Source organism: Mesorhizobium sp. M0145 (assembly GCF_040322355.1).
Classification (GTDB): Bacteria; Pseudomonadota; Alphaproteobacteria; order Rhizobiales; family Rhizobiaceae; genus Mesorhizobium.
Map to the genome: position 1 here is coordinate 169769 of NZ_JAMYTK010000012.1, position 17517 is coordinate 187285.

A 17517-nucleotide genomic window follows, 5' to 3' on the forward strand; every position below is an offset into this window, starting at 1 on the left:
CGGAACCACCATGTATCAGGCCATCGTCTTCCTTCCGCTGCTCGGCTTTCTGATCGTCGGCCTGTTCGGCACCTCGCTCGGGGCCAAGGCTTCCGAATACATCACCTCGGGCTTCCTGGTGATCGCGGCCGTGCTGTCGTGGGTCGCCTTCTTCTCGGTTGGCTTCGGCGGCGGAGAGGTGTTCACCGTGCCGGTGATGCGCTGGATCCAGTCGGGCGGGCTGGAGGCGTCCTGGGCGCTCAGGATCGACACGCTGACGGTGGTGATGCTGGTAGTTGTCAACACGGTGTCGTCGCTGGTCCATATCTACTCGATCGGCTACATGCATCACGATCCGGACCGGCCGCGCTTCTTCGCCTATCTGTCGCTGTTTACCTTCGCCATGCTGATGCTGGTGACGGCCGACAACCTCGTGCAGATGTTCTTCGGCTGGGAAGGCGTCGGCCTTGCCTCCTATCTGCTGATCGGCTTCTGGTACAAGAAGCCGTCGGCCAATGCGGCTGCGATCAAGGCCTTCGTCGTCAACCGCGTCGGCGATTTCGGCTTTGCGCTCGGCATATTCGGCGTGTTCGTGCTGTTCGGCTCGGTCAATCTCGGCACCATCTTCGCCAATGCGGCGACGTTCATTCCGGCGGAAGGCGCGCCGCAAGGCCCGGCCGTGCTGACCTTCCTCGGCTATGCGCTCGACAAGCAGGCTGCGATGACGGTTGTCTGCCTGCTCCTGTTCATGGGCGCCATGGGCAAGTCGGCGCAGGTGCCGCTTCACACCTGGCTGCCGGATGCCATGGAAGGCCCGACGCCGGTCTCGGCACTGATCCATGCCGCGACCATGGTGACGGCAGGCGTGTTCATGCTGGCGCGGTTGTCGCCGCTGTTCGAGCTGTCGCATTCGGCATTGACCGTGGTCACTTTCATCGGCGCCTTCACCGCCTTCTTCGCGGCGACAGTCGGTCTCGTCCAGAACGACATCAAGCGCGTCATCGCCTATTCGACCTGTTCGCAGCTCGGCTACATGTTCGTGGCGCTCGGCGTCGGCGCCTATGGCGCGGCGATCTTCCATCTGTTCACGCACGCCTTCTTCAAGGCGCTGCTGTTCCTCGGCTCGGGCTCGGTCATCCACGCCGTCTCCGACGAGCAGGACATGCGCAAGATGGGCGGCCTGAGGACGCTCATTCCGAAAACGTACTGGATGATGGTGATCGGCACGCTGGCGCTGACCGGTGTCGGCATCCCGGTAACGATCATCGGCACGGCCGGCTTCTTTTCCAAGGACGCCATCATCGAAGCGGCCTTCGCCGGCCACAATGCGGTCGCCGCGTTTGCCTTCATATTGCTGGTCATTGCTGCCTGCTTCACCTCCTTCTACTCCTGGCGGCTGATCTTCATGACCTTCCACGGCGAGCCGCGGGCCAGCCACGAGGTCATGCACCATGTCCATGAATCGCCGCCGGTCATGCTGGTGCCGCTGTTCATCCTGGCGGCGGGCGCGCTGTTTGCCGGCGTGATCTTCCACGGCGCCTTCTTCGGCGAGGGCTATGCCGAATTCTGGAAGGCGTCGCTGTTCACGCTGCCGGACAACCACATCCTGCACGAAATCCACGAAGTGCCGTTGTGGGTCGAGCTGTCACCGTTCATCGCCATGCTGATCGGCTTTGCGATTGCCTGGCAGTTCTATATTCGCGCGCCGGAAATGCCTCGGAGCGTCGCCGCCAACCATCGCCTGCTCTACGCCTTCCTGCTCAACAAATGGTATTTCGACGAGCTCTACGACTTCCTGTTCGTGCGGCCGGCAAAGCGCCTCGGCAGCTTCCTGTGGAAGACCGGCGACGGCACCGTCATCGACGGGCTCGGGCCGGACGGCATTTCGGCGCGCGTCGTCGACGTCACCAACCGGGTCGTCAAGCTGCAGACCGGCTATCTTTACCACTATGCCTTCGCCATGCTGATCGGCGTTGCCGCACTCGTCACCTGGATGATGCTCTGATGACCGCCTGGCCGATCCTATCGCTGGTCACCTTCCTGCCGCTGGTTGGTGTGCTGCTCATCCTTTTCGTGCGTGACGACAGCGAGAACGCGCGCCGCAACATCCGCGCCATAGCACTGTTCACGACCGCGTTCACGTTTGTGATTTCGCTGTTCATCTGGACCGGCTTCGACAATTCGCAGCCCGGCTTCCAGTTCGTCGAGAAGTTTGCCTGGCTGGATTCCGGCATCTCCTATCATATGGGCGTAGACGGCATCTCCATGCTGTTCGTCATCCTGACCACCTTCCTGATGCCGCTCTGCATCCTCGCCTCGTGGGAATCGATCGAGAAGCGCGTCAAGGCCTATATGATTGCCTTCCTGCTGCTCGAGACGCTGATGATCGGCGTGTTCTGCGCGCTCGACATCGTCTTGTTCTATGTCTTCTTCGAAGCCGGCCTGATCCCGATGTTCATCATCATCGGCGTGTGGGGCGGCAAGCGGCGCGTCTATGCCTCGTTCAAGTTCTTCCTCTATACGCTGGCCGGCTCGGTGCTGATGCTGCTCGCCATCATGGCGATGTTCTTCCAGTCCGGCACCACCGACATCCCGACGCTTCTGACCCACAACTTCCCGGCCAATATGCAGACTTGGCTATGGCTTGCCTTCTTCGCGTCCTTCGCGGTGAAGATGCCGATGTGGCCGGTGCACACCTGGCTGCCGGACGCGCATGTCGAGGCGCCGACGGCCGGCTCGGTGATCCTGGCCGCCATCCTGCTCAAGATGGGTGGGTACGGCTTCCTGCGCTTTTCGCTGCCGATGTTTCCGATCGCATCCGAAATGTTCGCGCCGCTGATCTTCACGCTCTCCGTTGTCGCCATCATCTACACCTCGCTGGTGGCGCTGATGCAGGAGGACATGAAGAAGCTGATCGCCTATTCGTCGGTCGCTCACATGGGCTTCGTTACCATGGGCATCTTCGCGATGAACCAGGAAGGCGTCCAGGGTTCGATCTTTCAGATGCTGTCGCACGGCCTGGTCTCCGGCGCGCTGTTCCTCTGCGTCGGCGTCGTCTACGACCGCATGCATACGCGTGACATCGACGCCTATGGCGGGTTGGTCAACAACATGCCGAAATATGCAACCGTGTTCATGATCTTCACCATGGCCAATGTCGGCCTGCCCGGCACCAGCGGCTTCGTCGGCGAGTTCCTGACCATGCTCGGCGTGTTCCGGGTCAACACCTGGGTAGCGTTCTTCGCCGCCACCGGCGTCATCCTTTCGGCGGCCTATGCGCTCTGGCTCTACCGCAAGGTGATCTTTGGCGCGCTGACCAAGGAAAGCCTGAAAGGCCTGCTCGACCTGTCGACGCGCGAGAAGGTGATCATCTATCCGCTGGTCGCGCTGGTCATCTTCTTCGGCGTCTATCCGGCGCCGATCTTCGACGCGACCGCCGAATCGGTCAAGGCGCTCGTTACCAATGTCACCGCATCCATCGGCGCCGCGCAGACCGCGGCGGCGAACTGACTGGGGGTTTTGCGAACCATGACGCCGGACCTTCTCTCAAGCCTGTCGCTCTCGACGCCAGAGCTGATCCTCGCCATCGGCGCCTTGGCGCTGTTGATGCTCGGCGCCTATTCGCGCGCCAACACCACTGTCACGGTGAGCGGCCTTGCCGTCGCCGTGCTAGTGATCGCCGGCGCCTGGCTGGTCTTTTCGCCGGGACAGGGCAACGCCTATAGCGAAGCCTTCATCCAGGATCCGTTCGCCCGCTTCATGAAGGTGCTGGCGCTCGTCGGCTCGGCGGTGACGCTGGTCATGTCGGTCCGCTTTGCCCAGGCGGAGCGTTTCGACAAGTTCGAATATCCGGTGCTGATCCTGCTCTGCACGCTCGGCATGATGCTGATGATCTCGGCCAACGGCATGATCGGGCTCTATCTCGGCCTCGAGCTGCAATCGCTGGCGATCTACGTGCTGGCGGCGATCAACCGGGACAATCTGCGCTCGACCGAGGCCGGGCTGAAGTATTTCGTCCTTGGCGCCCTGTCGTCGGGCATGCTGCTTTACGGTATCTCGCTGGTCTACGGCTACACCGGCAACACCGGCTTCCAGGAGATCGCCACGGCGCTGAGCGGCGGTGAGCGCCAGCTTGGGCTCGTCTTCGGCCTGGTTTTCGTGCTGGCCGGCCTTGCCTTCAAGATCTCGGCGGTGCCGTTCCATATGTGGACGCCCGACGTCTATGAAGGCGCGCCGACGCCGGTGACGGCTTTTCTGGCGGCGGCACCGAAGATGGCGGCGATGGCGCTGATGGTGCGCGTCACCATGGGCGCCTTCAAGCCGATCGCCGCCGACTGGCAGCAGATCATCGTCTTCATCTCGATCGCCTCGATGGCGCTTGGTGCCTTTGCGGCCATCGGCCAGACCAACATCAAACGGCTGATGGCCTATTCCTCCATCGGTCATATGGGTTATGCGCTGGTCGGCCTTGCCGCGAACAGCCAGGATGGCGTGCGCGGCGTCGCCATCTACATGCTGATCTATCTGGTGATGACGCTCGGCACCTTCGCCTTCATCCTCGCCATGCGGCGCAAGGAGGGCAATGTCGAGCAGATCAGCGATCTCGCCGGCCTGTCGGCGACCAATCCGATCATGGCGACGATCCTCACCATCCTGATGTTCTCGCTGGCCGGCATCCCGCCGCTCGCCGGCTTCTGGGGGAAATGGTACGTGTTCCTCGCCGCCATCAATGCCAACCTCTACGCGCTGGCGATCATCGGCGTGCTCGCCTCTGTGGTGGGCGCCTACTATTATCTGCGTATCATCAAGATCATGTGGTTCGACGAACCGGTCGGCGGCTTCGTGCCGATGGCGTCCGAACTGCGCGTCGTGCTCGGTGTCTGTGGCGCCTTCGTGCTGTTCTACGTGCTGATCGGCGGCCCGATCGGAACCTACGCCGCAGCCGCGGCCAAGACCTTCTTCTGACGGAATGACTTTCAGGCTGGCTCCAACCGCGGCTTCGGACGGGTTCCGGCTCGAGGCGCACGACACGGTCGGCTCCACCAACGCGCTGGCGCTGGAGCATGCACGGGCCGGCGATCCGGGCAAACTCTGGGTCGTCTCCAAAAAGCAGGAAGCCGGGCGTGGCCGCCGTGGCCGCGCCTGGGCGACGCCCGAGGGCAATCTGGCAGCGACGTTGCTGGTGATCACCAACACCGAGCTTCGGCTTGCCGCGACGCTCGGCTTCGTTGCCGGACTGGCGCTGGCCGACGCGCTCGACGCTGTCGTGCCGAAGGGCAGGATCGCGATCGGCCTCGATGGTGCGAGCCAAGGCAAGAACCGTTTCGAACTGAAATGGCCCAACGATGTGCTTGCCTCGGGCGCCAAGCTCGCCGGCATCCTGCTGGAATCGGCGATGCTGGATGGTGGCCGTTCCGCGGTGGCTGTCGGTGTCGGCGTCAACGTGGTGGCATACCCTGAGGATTTGCCTTATCCAGCGACGTCGCTCAGCGCGCTGGGGTCTGCTTGCGATGCCGAGACGCTGTTCCTGGCGCTGTCGGATACATGGAGCGAGAATGCGCGGCTGTGGAACGAAGGGCGCGGGCTTGCCGCCGTCAGGCGGCGGTGGCTGGCGCGTGCGGCGGGGCTTGGCGGGCAGGTTGCTGTCAGAATTGACGGTAATGTGGTGCGCGGCACCTTCGAGACCATTGACGAGGACTGCCGTTTCGTGATCCGCGACGATCAAGGTTCGGTTCTGACGATCGCCGCCGGCGACGTGCATTTCGGCGCGGTTGCCTCGGCCGGCGTTTGACTGGCCAATACGTTTGACTGGCCAGGTATTTGACCAGCTTGAATTTGACCGGCCGACAATTTTGACCGGCCGACAATTTTGACCGGCCCACAATTTTGACCGGCAAGGAAGGAAAGACCATGGCGATAGCGGAAAACGCCGAACTTGTCTTCGTGCCGCTCGGCGGTGTCGGCGAGATCGGCATGAACTTCGCCCTCTACGGCTATGGGCCGGCCAATGCGCGCGAATGGATCGTGGTCGACGTCGGCGTCACTTTTCCCGATGCAACCCTGCCCGGCGTCGACCTGGTTCTGCCCGACACGCGTTTCATCGAGGAGAATGTCGCCAATCTGCGCGGCATCGTCATCACCCATGCGCATGAGGACCATTACGGCGCGCTCCACGACATCTGGCCGAAGCTCAAGGCGCCGGTGTGGATGACGCCGTTCAGCGCCGGCCTGCTGGAAGCCAAGCGGCAGGGCGAGCAAGGGGCGCCGAAGATCCCGGTGACGATCTACCGGGCCGGCGAGAAATTCACCGTCGGCCCGTTCGAGATCGAGGCCATCCCTGTTGCGCACTCCATTCCCGAACCGATGTCGCTGGCGATCACGACGCCGGCCGGCGTCGTCATCCATACCGGCGACTGGAAGATCGATCCGGCGCCGACGGTCGGGCCGATGACCGACGAGGCGCGCTTCCGAGCCTATGGCGACAAGGGTGTGCTGGCGCTGGTCTGCGATTCCACCAATGCGATGCGGGAAGGGGAATCGCCGTCCGAAGTGGCGGTGGGCGAGGGCCTCAAGAGCGTCATCCAGAACGCCAAGGGCCGGGTCGCCGTCACCAGCTTCTCCTCCAATGTCGGGCGTATCGTCTCCATCGCCAAGGCGGCGCGGGATGCCGGCCGCCAGTGCCTGGTGATTGGCCGCTCGATGAAGCGCGTCATCGATGTGGCTGATGAACTCGGCTATATGGACGGGTTGCCGGAATTCATCGCCGAGGAGGATTACGGCTTCATCCCGCGCGAAAACCTCGTCATCATCTGCACCGGCAGCCAGGGCGAGCCGCTTGCCGCACTTGCCAAGCTGTCGCGCGACGAGATGAAGTCGGTGGCGCTGACGGCCGGCGACACGGTGGTGTTTTCCTCGCGCACCATTCCCGGCAACGAGAAGGCGATCCTCGAAATCAAGAACCGCCTGATCGATCTCGGCATCAAGATCATCGAGGACGGCGATGCGCTGGTGCATGTCTCCGGCCATCCACGCCGCAGCGAATTGCGCAAGATGTATGAATGGGTGCGGCCGCAGATCGGCGTTCCCGTGCATGGCGAAGCGGCGCATCTGGTGGCGCAGGGCTCGCTGATGTCGACGTCCGGCATCGGCCAGGTCGCGCAGGTGCGCGACGGCGACATGCTCAGGCTGTATCCGGGTGCCGCCGCCATCATCGACCAGGTGCCGTTCGGCCGCATCTACAAGGACGGAAGGCTGATCGGCACCGACCAGGCGATGGGCATTCGCGACCGCCGCAAGCTGTCCTTTGCCGGCCATGTCGCCGTCAATGTCGTGCTCGACGACAAATACGAGCTTGCCGGCGATCCCGATCTCGTCGCCATCGGCGTCGCCGAGGCCGACGGCAGCGGCGAGAGCCTGGAAGACCTGATGATCGATGCGGCAATCGGCGCCGTGGACTCCATCCCCCGCCAGCGCCGAAAAGACCTCGACCTGGTCCAGGAGGCAGTGCGGCGCGCGGTGCGCGGCGCGGCCAACGAAGCCTGGGGCAAGAAGCCGCTGGTGACGGTGTTCGTCACGAGGTGACGAACAAGGGAGTAGGGGAGTAGGGCAGTAAGGGAGTAGGGAAGTAGGAGGTAGGAGCGCAAACAGATGCACTTCTAGATCCTTTTTTCCCTACTCCCCTACTGCCTTACTCCCCTACTCCCCTAACCCGGGAGTACGCTATGCTCGGACGCCTCAACCATGTCGCGCTTGCGGTGCCGGATCTGGCCGCGGCTGCGGCGGTCTATCGCGATACGCTTGGCGCTCGCGTGACCGCGCCGCAGGCGCTGCCGGAGCATGGCGTTACGGTGGTGTTCGTCGACGTCGGCAACACCAGGATCGAGTTGCTCGAGCCTCTCGGCGAAGCCTCGCCGATCGCCGCATTCCTCGCGAAGAATCCGTCCGGCGGCATGCACCATGTCTGCTATGAGGTGGACGACATTGTTGCGGCGCACGACCGTCTCAAGGCCAGCGGCGCGCGCGTGCTGGGCGACGGCAATCCGAAGATCGGCGCACATGGCAAGCCGGTATTGTTTCTGCACCCCAAGGATTTCTTCGGCACGCTGGTCGAACTGGAGCAAGCATGAGTTGGGTTTCGTTTGTCGCCCTGTTCTTCGCCACATGGTGGGTGGTGTTGTTCGCCGTCCTGCCGTTCAGCATGCGGACGCAGGACGAGGATCGGGACGTGACGCTTGGCACGGTTCCGAGCGCACCGCGCGGACCGCACATGCTGCGCGCGGCGCTGCGCACGACGATCGTCACGCTGGTCCTCATGGGTATCTTCTACGGCATCACGAGAGGGCTTGGCCTCGGTATCGACGACATCCCGCACATCGTGCCGGATTTCAACCAGAGCCCAGCGCATTAGCCGGCTACCTACCGTGTCCGACTATCCCAGCCTAGCCGAGGCTCTGAAATCAAGCTGAGCCAGCAAGGTCAATCCAAAGTAAAGGCCGGGGCGGGTTTGGGCTGACGCAACGTCATGTAGTTTGGTAATCTGTCGTGCTAACCAGATGATTGCACAAAAAAAATGCAAGGCGCGAGGCCTTGCAATTTAAACGCGTCCGATCTGTTTCCGGTGTCCGGCGGCAGCGAGTTACCGCGCCTAGATCGCATCCTCCCAAGACTTTGACCGCGTAGGAGGGCAGATTTTTCTCTACCCTCTCGGTTATGGGGGCACACTAGCCTAAGGCGGGTGAAAATGTCACGAAGAATTTTGCCCGGAAACAGGCAATCTCGTGCTGCAGTGCACAATAGTACGGCAGGCGTTGCTTGCGAAACGCCCAGCAAGCCGCGTGCGGCAATTGCGGCGCCTGTGCAGCGCTTGGGCCGGGTTTCCATTCCGCCATGAAATGGCTATGAAGCCGGGGCAAGCAAGCCTGCGCTGCGCCGATTCCGGCGCCGCCATCCTCTCTCACGGACCAGTCCATGCGTTTGTCGCGCTATTTCCTGCCCATTCTCAAAGAAAATCCGCGCGAGGCCGAGATCGTCTCGCATCGGCTGATGCTGCGCGCCGGCATGATCCGCCAGCAGGGGCAGGGCAGCTTTTCCTGGCTGCCGCTCGGCAAGCGGGTGCTGGACAAGGTCTGCCGGATCATTCGCGAGGAGCAGAATCGCGCCGGCGCACTCGAAATCCTGATGCCGACCATCCAATCGGCCGAGCTGTGGCGCGAAAGCGGCCGCTATGAAGACTACGGCAAGGAGATGCTGCGCATCAAGGACCGGCAAGACCGCGATATGCTCTACGGGCCGACCAACGAGGAGATGGTCACCGAGATATTCCGCTCCTATGTCAAGTCCTACAAGGACCTGCCGCTCAACCTCTATCATATCCAGTGGAAGTTTCGCGACGAGGTGCGCCCGCGCTTCGGCGTCATGCGTTCGCGCGAGTTCCTGATGAAGGACGCCTATTCCTTCGACCTCGATTATGAAGGCGCCAAGGCCGCTTATAACCGCATGTTCGTGTCCTATCTCAGGACGTTTACGCGCCTGGGGCTGCAGGCCATTCCGATGCGCGCCGACACCGGGCCGATCGGCGGCGACCTCAGCCATGAGTTCATCATCCTGGCCGACACCGGCGAGAGCCAGGTGTTTTGCCATCGCGACTATCTCTCGCTTGAGGTGCCGGGGGCGGATACCGATTTTTCGAACGACGCCGAGATCGGCGGCATCGTCAAGACGTGGACGACGCCCTATGCCGCCACCGACGAAATGCATGACGAGGCGGCATGGGAAAAGCTCTCCGAAGGCGACAGGGTCTCGGCGCGCGGCATCGAGGTTGGGCATATCTTCCATTTCGGCGACAAATATTCCAAGCCGATGGGCGCCAAGGTGACCGGGCCGGACGGCAAGGATCATTTCGTTTCTGGCGGTTCCTACGGCATCGGCCCGTCCAGGCTGGTCGCGGCGATCATCGAGGCCAGCCATGACGATAACGGCATCATCTGGCCGGAGGCGGTGGCACCGTTCGATGTCGGCCTGATCAACATGAAGGCTGGCGATGCCGAATGCGACCGCGTCTGCCGCGAGCTGAATGCCGCCTTTGCCGCCGCCGGCAAGGAGGTGCTCTACGACGACACCGACCAGCGGCCGGGCGGCAAGTTCGCCACCGCCGACCTGATCGGGCTCCCGTGGCAGGTGATCGTCGGGCCGCGTGGTGTCGCCGCCGGCGAGGTCGAAATCAAGAACCGCAGGACCGGCGAGCGCGAGACGCTGCCGATCGGCGACGTGAAAAAGCGTTTCGGTGCCGCCGTATGAGTGAAGCGGCAGCAGCCAAACCTTCGGCGGCAGGACCCTTTTCCGGCTTCGAGCGCATGGTGGCGTGGCGCTATCTGCGCTCGCGCCGCAAGGAGACGGTGATCTCGGTGATCGCCTCGATCTCCTTCCTCGGCATCATGCTGGGCGTTGCCACGCTGATCGTCGTCATGGCGGTCATGAACGGCTTTCGCGCCGAACTGCTGACGCGCATCCTTGGCGTCAACGGGCACCTGATCGTGCAGCCGCTCGACATGCCGCTGGAGGACTATGACCAGGTCGCCGGCCGCATCAACGGCGTGCCCGGCGTCAAATATGCCATTCCGCTGATCGACGGGCAGGTGCTGGCGCAAGGCAATGTCGGCGGCGGCACCGGCGCGCTGGTGCGCGGTATACGCGGCGAGGATCTCGGCAAGATCACGATCGTCGCCAACAACATCAAGGCGGGCTCGATCGTCGGCTTCGACACCGGCGAGGGAGTCGCCATCGGCAGCCGCATGGCCGAGAATCTCGGCCTTGTGCTCGGCGATACCATCACGCTGATCTCGCCCGAGGGCGACGTCACGCCGCTCGGCACGACGCCGCGCATGAAAGGCTATCCGATAACCGCGATCTTCGAGGTCGGCATGTCGGAATATGACAGCTCCATCGTCTACATGCCGTTTTCGGAAGCGCAGCTTTATTTCAACATGGACGGCAGGGCGCAGACGATCGAGATCTACGCCGACAATCCCGACAATATCGACGCGCTGAAGCCGAAGGTCGAAGAGGCGGCGCAACGGCCGATCACCCTCGTCGATTGGCGGGAGCGTAACAAGACGTTTTTCGACGCGCTGCAGGTCGAGCGCAACGTCATGTTCATGATCCTGACGCTGATCGTGCTGGTGGCGGCGCTCAACATCATTTCGGGCCTGATCATGCTGGTGAAGGACAAGGGCCACGACATCGCCATCCTGCGCACCATGGGCGCCACGCGCGGCGCGATCCTGCGCATCTTCCTGATGACCGGGGCTGCGATCGGCGTTGTCGGCACCATCGCCGGCGTGCTGCTCGGCATCGTGATCTGCCTCAACGTCGAGCGCATCCGCCAGTTCTTCTCCTGGCTGGCCAACGAGCGGCTGTTCAATCCCGAGCTTTATTTCCTGAGCCAGCTGCCGGCGCGCATGGATGCCAGCGAGACGATCTCGGTCGTTCTCATGGCTTTGGCGCTGTCGTTCCTGGCGACACTGTTTCCGGCGTGGCGCGCTGCCAGGCTCGATCCGGTCGAAGCGCTGAGGTACGAATGATGGCCGAGGCCATTATCGAGCTGAAGAGCGTCGAACGCCATTATGTACAGGGGCCGCGCAAGCTGACCATCCTGAACGGCGCCGATTTTTCGCTGAAGCGTGGCGAGATGGTGGCGCTTGTGGCGCCGTCGGGCACCGGCAAGTCGACGCTGCTCCACACGGCCGGGCTGCTGGAGCGACCGGACGCCGGCGACGTGATCCTGGCGGGGCGCGCCTGCGGCCGGCTTTCCGACGACGAGCGCACGGCGATCCGCCGCAACGATGTCGGCTTCGTCTACCAGTTCCATCATTTGTTGCCTGAGTTTTCTGCGCTGGAAAACATCATGATGCCGCAGCTGATAAAAGGGCTGCCGCGCAAGGAGGCGGCCGAGCGGGCGGCGCAATTGCTCGACTATATGCAGATCGGCAAGCGGGCACAGCATCGCCCCTCCGAGCTCTCCGGCGGCGAGCAGCAGCGGGTCGCCATTGCGCGTGCCGTCGCCAATGCGCCGCTGGTGCTTTTGGCCGACGAGCCGACCGGCAATCTCGACCCGGTGACCGCTTCCTATGTGTTCGAGGCGCTGGCAGCACTGGTCCGGCAATCGGGCCTGGCGGCGCTCATCGCCACCCACAATCACGAGCTCGCCTCGCGCATGGACCGCCGCGTGACGCTGTCCGACGGCAAGGTTGTGCCGCTTTAGGGTGCGCTGCAATTGAGGCGATGACGGCCCGCGAGCTGCCGTGCGCCGTCCCGCCGCTTTCGCGCGCCTGTCGGCCCCGAAACGCTCGGCATCTCCTTCTCAACCCTTTCTTAACCCTGTCGAAATGACCGAGCGCAATTCGGGTGACGCCCGGACTGCGATCGTTGACATTCGAACAAAATTAGAACAAAATACGAACATACTAACAACAGGAGAGAGTTATGACCGATCTTGTTCAGGATGTCGTCTCGCTGGTGTGCATGAGCACGTTCCTCATTTCCATGGCAATCTGGATCGGCGCGATGTGAGGATTGAGCTCAAGGGCGGGCTCGATGCTGATGAGCGAGGGCCGCCTTCGCATATTGGCGCAGGCATTGGGCGAGTGTTTCAGCCGGCCTTGCGGGACACTTCGACAGGCGACACCGCGGCGGGCCCGAACACGTCCTCGAAAGCGGATTTCAGCGCCAGGTCGAGGTCGGCCATGGTCACGGGAAGGCCGAGGTCGACAAGGCTGGTGACGCCGTGATGCTGGACGCCGCACGGCACGATGCCGCTGAAATGGCTAAGGTCCGGCTCGACATTGATGGCGATGCCGTGAAAGCTCACCCAGCGCCTCAGCCTGATGCCGATGGCGGCGATCTTGTCCTCGGCCGCCGAGCCGTCGGGCAAAGCGGGGCGGTCCGGCCGAACCACCCAGACGCCGACGCGGTCCTCGCGGCGTTCGCCGCGTACGTTGAAGGCGGCCAGCGAGCCGATGATCCATTGTTCGAGTGCGGCGACGAAGGCGCGGACATCCTCGCGCCGCCGCTTCAGGTCGAGCATGACGTAGGCGACTCGCTGGCCCGGCCCATGATAGGTGTATTCGCCGCCACGCCCGGCGGCAAAGACCGGGAAACGGTCCGGCTCGATCAGGTCCTCGATGCGGGCGCTGGTGCCGGCGGTGTAGAGCGGCGGGTGCTCGACCAGCCAGACCATCTCGCCGGCGGCGCCGCTGCGGATTGCCTCGGCGCGCGCCTCCATCACGGCGAGCGCATCGGGATAGGCGGTGAGCCCGGGCTCGATGCGCCATTCGACCGGCGCCGAGCCGGGCAAGGGCAGGAACGACGTGGCGATCTGGCTGCGTTCTGTCATGATATCTCGTCTCGCCACTCATATGGCGGCAATCGGTACAAACGTCCAGTTCCGGCACGTTCGGCCCTTGAACAGTTATGCCGATGTCCGGCCGATTATTGCTGGCCGCGCACTTGTTTCACCGGAAACGATTTGCTACACGCCGCGGGCCGGTTGGTTCCGGCTCCTACCACGTGCGGTCGTGGCGGAATTGGTAGACGCGCAGCGTTGAGGTCGCTGTGGGGCAACCCGTGGAAGTTCGAGTCTTCTCGACCGCACCATCAAATTCGTGAACTTGGCCCTCTAAGCCATTGAAACTCCAGTCCGGCAGAGCACCCGTTGATGAGGGCGCTTGGCGTTCTTGCCGAAATGCGATACAATCTGGGATACAAACTGAGATACATCGCGAGTTTGGCCCATGCGAAAAGAGGCCGTCGCAGAGCCCGCCAGAGACCCGGATCGCTACCTCGTCCAGCGCGACGGAATTTTCTATTATCATCGGCGAATGCCCGCCAAGATGGTCGGCATCGACGATCGCGGCAGGTTCATTCGCAAGTCCCTGGGAACGGACGAACGCCGCCTCGCACGTGCCATGCGCGACAAGCTCGAAGACGCGGACAAGACCCTGTGGGCGGTGCTTCTTTGCGGCGGCGAGACAAGGTCAGCACTCGATCAGTATCGCGACGCCGTTCGCCGGGCTGAAGCCATGGGCGTTTCCTACCTTTCAAATGGACAGGTGGCAGGCTTTCAGAATGTCGATTCAATTTTAAAGCGTGTCGAGGCGCTGGAGCGCGTTCAAGCGGCCCCCGCGGTCGCCGACGCTCTCGTCGGCGGGGTGCAGGTGCCGCCGGTCAAAGTCTCCAAAGCTTTTGATCTCTACGCCGATGAGATCATGGCCCATGAAGTCGCGGGTAAGAGCCAGTCGCAGCGCCGAATGTGGAAGAAGGTAAAGCAGAGAGCCGTAAACAATTTCGTTGCCCTGGTTGGTGACAAGCCGATCGGCGACGTCACGCGTGAAGACGGACTGACCTTCTACCGGTTCTGGCTCAAGCGCATCGCGCCGCCGCCAGACATCGGAGCCGCGACACATTCGGCGTCTGCCGGCAATCGAGACCTCGGCAACATGCGGGATCTCTACAGGCGTTATTTCGCTCATTTGGGCGAGGAACAAAAAGGCACCCCATTCGATGACCTCCGCTTTTCGGAGCGTGGCAAGCGCCGTCGTAAACGGCCGTCATTCGAACCCAAATGGATAACCGATCAGATCATGAGGCCGGGCGCTTTAGCATCCCTGGATGCTCAAGCGCGTCGCTGCGTTCTGGCGCTGATCGAGACAGGCACACGCCCAAGCGAGATATGCAATCTTGATGAGACCGTGATCTTCCTTGACACGCCGGTTCCGTATATTCGCATTACCCCACGAGAGGACGCCGATGATCCGCGCGAGATGAAGACCGAATGGTCAGTGCGAGATGTACCGCTGGTAGGCGTCGCGCTGGAAGTTTTTAAGAAAAATCCGCAGGGCTTTCCGCGCTACCGCAATCGTGAAGAGGCGCTTTCTGCAAACCTCAATAAATTCTTTAAAACACACAAACTTTTCCCGACACCGAAGCACAAGATTTATTCCCTCCGGCACAGTTTCGAGGATCGTATGAAGGAGGCAGGTATCGATAGCGAGCTTCGCAAAATCTTGATGGGCCATACGATAGAGCGTGTAGAGTATGGTACGGGCGGATCGTTGCAATGGCGACGAGACGAACTCAAAAAAATTGCTTTGCCTTTCGATCCCGAGATCGTTTGAGCCGTTCCTGGACGCGCAGCATTGCGCCCATCTCTGCAATCAATTTCTTCTTCTCCCGTTCAAGACGCTCGTAAATCGGGAGATACGCTCGTCCTTTGTTGCCAGCCTTGTGGATAGCTAGGGCGAGCGTATCCAGAGCGCGGTCAATTCTGTCTAAGGTCACGGGCTCAGGAACAGTGCTTACCTGTGGCAGAACACAGGTCATTGTCTGTCCCGTCTGTTTCCTGTTCGGCGATGACACAGACGAGATAATGGCAGCAGGCGCAGGTGAGAAAAGCGGTTTGCCTCTCGCATCGTGCAGCGGCGATACTTCGACGTAGAAATCGGAAAACACGCTTGCGGCAACTCTGCACTGTCAGATGCAGCTAGCCACATCCGGCCACATGAATTGCTGAGCGGACTCAGACGGGTCGATGCCCTTGAACCGGACACGAGACCGAATCGATCCACAGGCTGTCGGCGGGCCGGAATGCCTCATCCGATCCGACCAAACCGATCGGAGGACGCAGGCAATGCCGGATTTGGTGGGCTATAATTACCTGAGGAGAGGCAATCAGCTGATCCGGATCAGTGCGTGGGAGCGCGAGTATCTCGGGAGGTCGCTTATGATTACCTTATCATTAGCATTCCTCGATATTGCGGCACCTTTGGGGTGAGTTTGACAAGCTTCACACGGCGATCGCTTGGCAGGAAATCGGTTATGAGATTCGTGTCGGTTCAATGATGGGCGGGACCAACTGCGCCGAAAGCGAACAAATTCGAATACTTAATGTAAAGTCTTGGGTCATGCTGTCCGAATGCAGTACTGTGCGGGCGATCAGCCAACGATTGGCGAAATTTTGAACAGGCTACCATTACCGATGGCCTAGACACCGTTTTCGTCCTTCGTTGCCGCAAGAAAGGTATCGCCAACTGCCGGATCAATCCGATCAGCCTGTGGCAACGCGCAACGGCTCCAACGCTCAGCGTTTCGGGCGGGGCTGAAGAGGTCGATGACTGCCGCACCCGGAGCAGTTCGACGTATTCCTTATTTTGCTTGGCCCGCTGAAATGCAGCCGCATCTTTAGAAGGAACGAACCGTCTGGCAGGACGGCGCAAGCAATTGATGGCAACGCCGTCGAGTGGATGGAGAAAGTCAGTGACAAACAATACCGCCGCTGAACGTTACCGGTCCGCAGCGTCTCGCACTTGGCTGCCAACTCACCCCAGCCAATACCTCGGCCCCGGCCCCTTGCGTCCTGCCATATCGGCAGGGTTCGCAAGGCTACACCGGTCGATCGACAGGCAGCCGCAACCGATGCACTCGGTAAGCCCCGACCTCAGGCGCTGCAACTCGGCGATGCGCTGGTCGATGCGCTTGGTCCACTGGCCCGATAACCGCGACCAATCCCGACGCGACGGCACGCGATCGGCTGGCAACTTGGCCAGCTCGCCGCCGATCTCCTCAAGCGTCAGCCCAATTCGCTGCGCGAAGACGATGAAGGCGATCCGGCGCAGCACGGATCGCGGGTAGCGTCTGTGTCCCGAGCCGGCCCGCTCGGACGCGATCAGCCCGCGCTCCTCGTAGAAGCGCAGGGCCGATGAGGCGACGCCGCTGCGCCGCGCCACGTCGGTGATGGTCAGCATGGAATCCATGCATGAACGAAAGCACGATTCCCGCTTGACTTCAAGTTAACTTGAACTTGTAGAAGGCGCCATAAAGCTTGAAGGAGCACCGGCAATGCAGTCGAATATTGATCTTCAGGGACTTCGCGTGGCGGTTACGGGCGGCACCTCCGGGCTCGGAATGGCGCTTGTGCGGCAGCTTGCCGCGATGAATGCGTGCGTCGCCTTCGTCGCCCGCACCGCCGCGAATGTCGAACGCATCGCCGACGAGACGGGCGCGCACGGTATTGTCGGCGACGTCGGCAAGAAGGAGGACATCTACCCGATCGCGTTGCAGGTCACTGCCAGCCTCGGCGGGCTCGACGTCCTGATCAACAATGCGTCGAGCCTCGGCCCTGTCCCTCTGGCGCTCCTTGCCGATACCGAGTGCGAGGAGCTGGAAATGGCGCTCGCGGTCAATCTCGTCGGCGCGTTCCGGCTGACGAAAGCCCTGTTCGGTGCGCTTGCCGCGTCCGCACGCGAGGGCCGCGGCGCGCTGGTCATCAACATTTCCAGCGACGCCGCGGTGAACGCCTATCCCGGCTGGGGAGCATACGGCGCGAGCAAGGCCGCTCTTGCCCATGTGACGGCGATTTGGGACGAGGAGGCGAAAGCAGACGGCATCCGGCTCCTCGCGCCTGACCCCGGCGATATGGACACCCCACTGCACGCGCTCGCGATCCCTGATGCTGATCCGGCGACCTTGAAGCGCCCCGAGCAGGCA

At 62.2% G+C, this 17517-nt stretch carries 14 protein-coding genes and 1 tRNA gene; 13 read left to right on the forward strand and 2 right to left on the reverse strand.

Translation table 11 applies throughout. The annotated features are described in order from the left end of the window. Positions 1–10: 10 nt before the first annotated feature. The 10 genes from nuoL (at position 11) to NKJ28_RS18950 (ending at position 12238) form a co-directional block, all read left to right on the forward strand. Positions 11–1984, forward strand: a complete 1974-nt coding sequence (gene nuoL, locus NKJ28_RS18905; RefSeq protein WP_023676619.1) for an NADH-quinone oxidoreductase subunit L — start codon at positions 11–13, stop codon at positions 1982–1984. Next, positions 1984–3489 carry an NADH-quinone oxidoreductase subunit M gene (locus tag NKJ28_RS18910; protein WP_352450009.1) on the forward strand — a complete coding sequence of 502 codons (1506 nt, stop codon included), beginning with the start codon at positions 1984–1986 and terminating at the stop codon, positions 3487–3489. The genes nuoL and NKJ28_RS18910 overlap by 1 nt, the downstream gene beginning before the upstream one ends. Positions 3490–3507: 18 nt before the next feature. After that, positions 3508–4944, forward strand: a complete 1437-nt coding sequence (gene nuoN / locus NKJ28_RS18915; protein WP_352589712.1) for an NADH-quinone oxidoreductase subunit NuoN — start codon at positions 3508–3510, stop codon at positions 4942–4944. A 4-nt stretch (positions 4945–4948) separates the two neighbouring features. Then, complete coding sequence (locus NKJ28_RS18920; protein ID WP_352589715.1) at positions 4949–5770, forward strand: biotin--[acetyl-CoA-carboxylase] ligase; 822 nt, start codon at positions 4949–4951, stop codon at positions 5768–5770. 119 nt (positions 5771–5889) lie between these two features. Further along, complete coding sequence (locus NKJ28_RS18925) at positions 5890–7560, forward strand: ribonuclease J (protein ID WP_352589718.1); 1671 nt, start codon at positions 5890–5892, stop codon at positions 7558–7560. A 140-nt stretch (positions 7561–7700) separates the two neighbouring features. Next, positions 7701–8105, forward strand: a complete 405-nt coding sequence (gene mce, locus NKJ28_RS18930; protein WP_023676614.1) for a methylmalonyl-CoA epimerase — start codon at positions 7701–7703, stop codon at positions 8103–8105. Then, on the forward strand, positions 8102–8386 hold the full coding sequence (locus NKJ28_RS18935) for a DUF1467 family protein (RefSeq protein WP_023676613.1): 285 nt from the start codon (positions 8102–8104) through the stop codon (positions 8384–8386). The genes mce and NKJ28_RS18935 overlap by 4 nt, the downstream gene beginning before the upstream one ends. 560 nt (positions 8387–8946) lie before the next feature. Further along, the gene (gene proS / locus NKJ28_RS18940) at positions 8947–10275 is read left to right on the forward strand and encodes a proline--tRNA ligase (protein ID WP_352570374.1); all 1329 of its coding nucleotides are present in this window, start codon (positions 8947–8949) and stop codon (positions 10273–10275) included. Next, positions 10272–11558, forward strand: coding sequence for a lipoprotein-releasing ABC transporter permease subunit (locus NKJ28_RS18945; RefSeq protein WP_352458234.1), 1287 nt, complete (start codon positions 10272–10274; stop codon positions 11556–11558). The genes proS and NKJ28_RS18945 overlap by 4 nt, the downstream gene beginning before the upstream one ends. Further along, on the forward strand, positions 11555–12238 hold the full coding sequence (locus NKJ28_RS18950) for an ABC transporter ATP-binding protein (RefSeq protein WP_023676610.1): 684 nt from the start codon (positions 11555–11557) through the stop codon (positions 12236–12238). The genes NKJ28_RS18945 and NKJ28_RS18950 overlap by 4 nt, the downstream gene beginning before the upstream one ends. 387 nt (positions 12239–12625) lie before the next feature. Here NKJ28_RS18950 and lipB read toward each other — a convergent pair whose 3' ends face one another. Then, positions 12626–13369, reverse strand: a complete 744-nt coding sequence (lipB, locus tag NKJ28_RS18955) for a lipoyl(octanoyl) transferase LipB (RefSeq protein ID WP_023676608.1) — start codon at positions 13367–13369, stop codon at positions 12626–12628. Positions 13370–13544: 175 nt separating this feature from the next. Here lipB and NKJ28_RS18960 point away from each other — a divergent pair. Together NKJ28_RS18960 and NKJ28_RS18965 are read left to right on the forward strand one after the other, a co-directional pair. After that, positions 13545–13629 (forward strand) — tRNA-Leu (locus NKJ28_RS18960). Between the two features lie 137 nt (positions 13630–13766). Continuing rightward, positions 13767–15149, forward strand: coding sequence for a DUF6538 domain-containing protein (locus tag NKJ28_RS18965; RefSeq protein WP_352636687.1), 1383 nt, complete (start codon positions 13767–13769; stop codon positions 15147–15149). A 1200-nt stretch (positions 15150–16349) separates the two neighbouring features. Here NKJ28_RS18965 and soxR read toward each other — a convergent pair. Then, positions 16350–16784: a redox-sensitive transcriptional activator SoxR gene (soxR, locus tag NKJ28_RS18970; RefSeq protein ID WP_352450000.1), complete on the reverse strand. Its 435-nt coding sequence runs from the start codon at positions 16782–16784 to the stop codon at positions 16350–16352. A gap of 85 nt (positions 16785–16869) precedes the next feature. Here soxR and NKJ28_RS18975 point away from each other — a divergent pair. Then, on the forward strand, positions 16870–17517 hold a 648-nt coding region (locus NKJ28_RS18975; protein WP_352636688.1), incomplete at its 3' end, for an SDR family NAD(P)-dependent oxidoreductase.

Bases quoted from the DNA above. Each gene is read 5' to 3' on its own strand.
- nuoL (WP_023676619.1), top strand. From the start codon at position 11: ATGTATCAGGCCATCGTCTTCCTTCCGCTGCTCGGCTTTCTGATCGTC.
- NKJ28_RS18910 (WP_352450009.1), top strand. From the start codon at position 1,984: ATGACCGCCTGGCCGATCCTATCGCTGGTCACCTTCCTGCCGCTGGTT.
- nuoN (WP_352589712.1), top strand. From the start codon at position 3,508: ATGACGCCGGACCTTCTCTCAAGCCTGTCGCTCTCGACGCCAGAGCTG.
- NKJ28_RS18920 (WP_352589715.1), top strand. From the start codon at position 4,949: ATGACTTTCAGGCTGGCTCCAACCGCGGCTTCGGACGGGTTCCGGCTC.
- NKJ28_RS18925 (WP_352589718.1), top strand. From the start codon at position 5,890: ATGGCGATAGCGGAAAACGCCGAACTTGTCTTCGTGCCGCTCGGCGGT.
- mce (WP_023676614.1), top strand. From the start codon at position 7,701: ATGCTCGGACGCCTCAACCATGTCGCGCTTGCGGTGCCGGATCTGGCC.
- NKJ28_RS18935 (WP_023676613.1), top strand. From the start codon at position 8,102: ATGAGTTGGGTTTCGTTTGTCGCCCTGTTCTTCGCCACATGGTGGGTG.
- proS (WP_352570374.1), top strand. From the start codon at position 8,947: ATGCGTTTGTCGCGCTATTTCCTGCCCATTCTCAAAGAAAATCCGCGC.
- NKJ28_RS18945 (WP_352458234.1), top strand. From the start codon at position 10,272: ATGAGTGAAGCGGCAGCAGCCAAACCTTCGGCGGCAGGACCCTTTTCC.
- NKJ28_RS18950 (WP_023676610.1), top strand. From the start codon at position 11,555: ATGATGGCCGAGGCCATTATCGAGCTGAAGAGCGTCGAACGCCATTAT.
- lipB (WP_023676608.1), bottom strand. From the start codon at position 13,369: ATGACAGAACGCAGCCAGATCGCCACGTCGTTCCTGCCCTTGCCCGGC.
- NKJ28_RS18965 (WP_352636687.1), top strand. From the start codon at position 13,767: ATGCGAAAAGAGGCCGTCGCAGAGCCCGCCAGAGACCCGGATCGCTAC.
- soxR (WP_352450000.1), bottom strand. From the start codon at position 16,784: ATGGATTCCATGCTGACCATCACCGACGTGGCGCGGCGCAGCGGCGTC.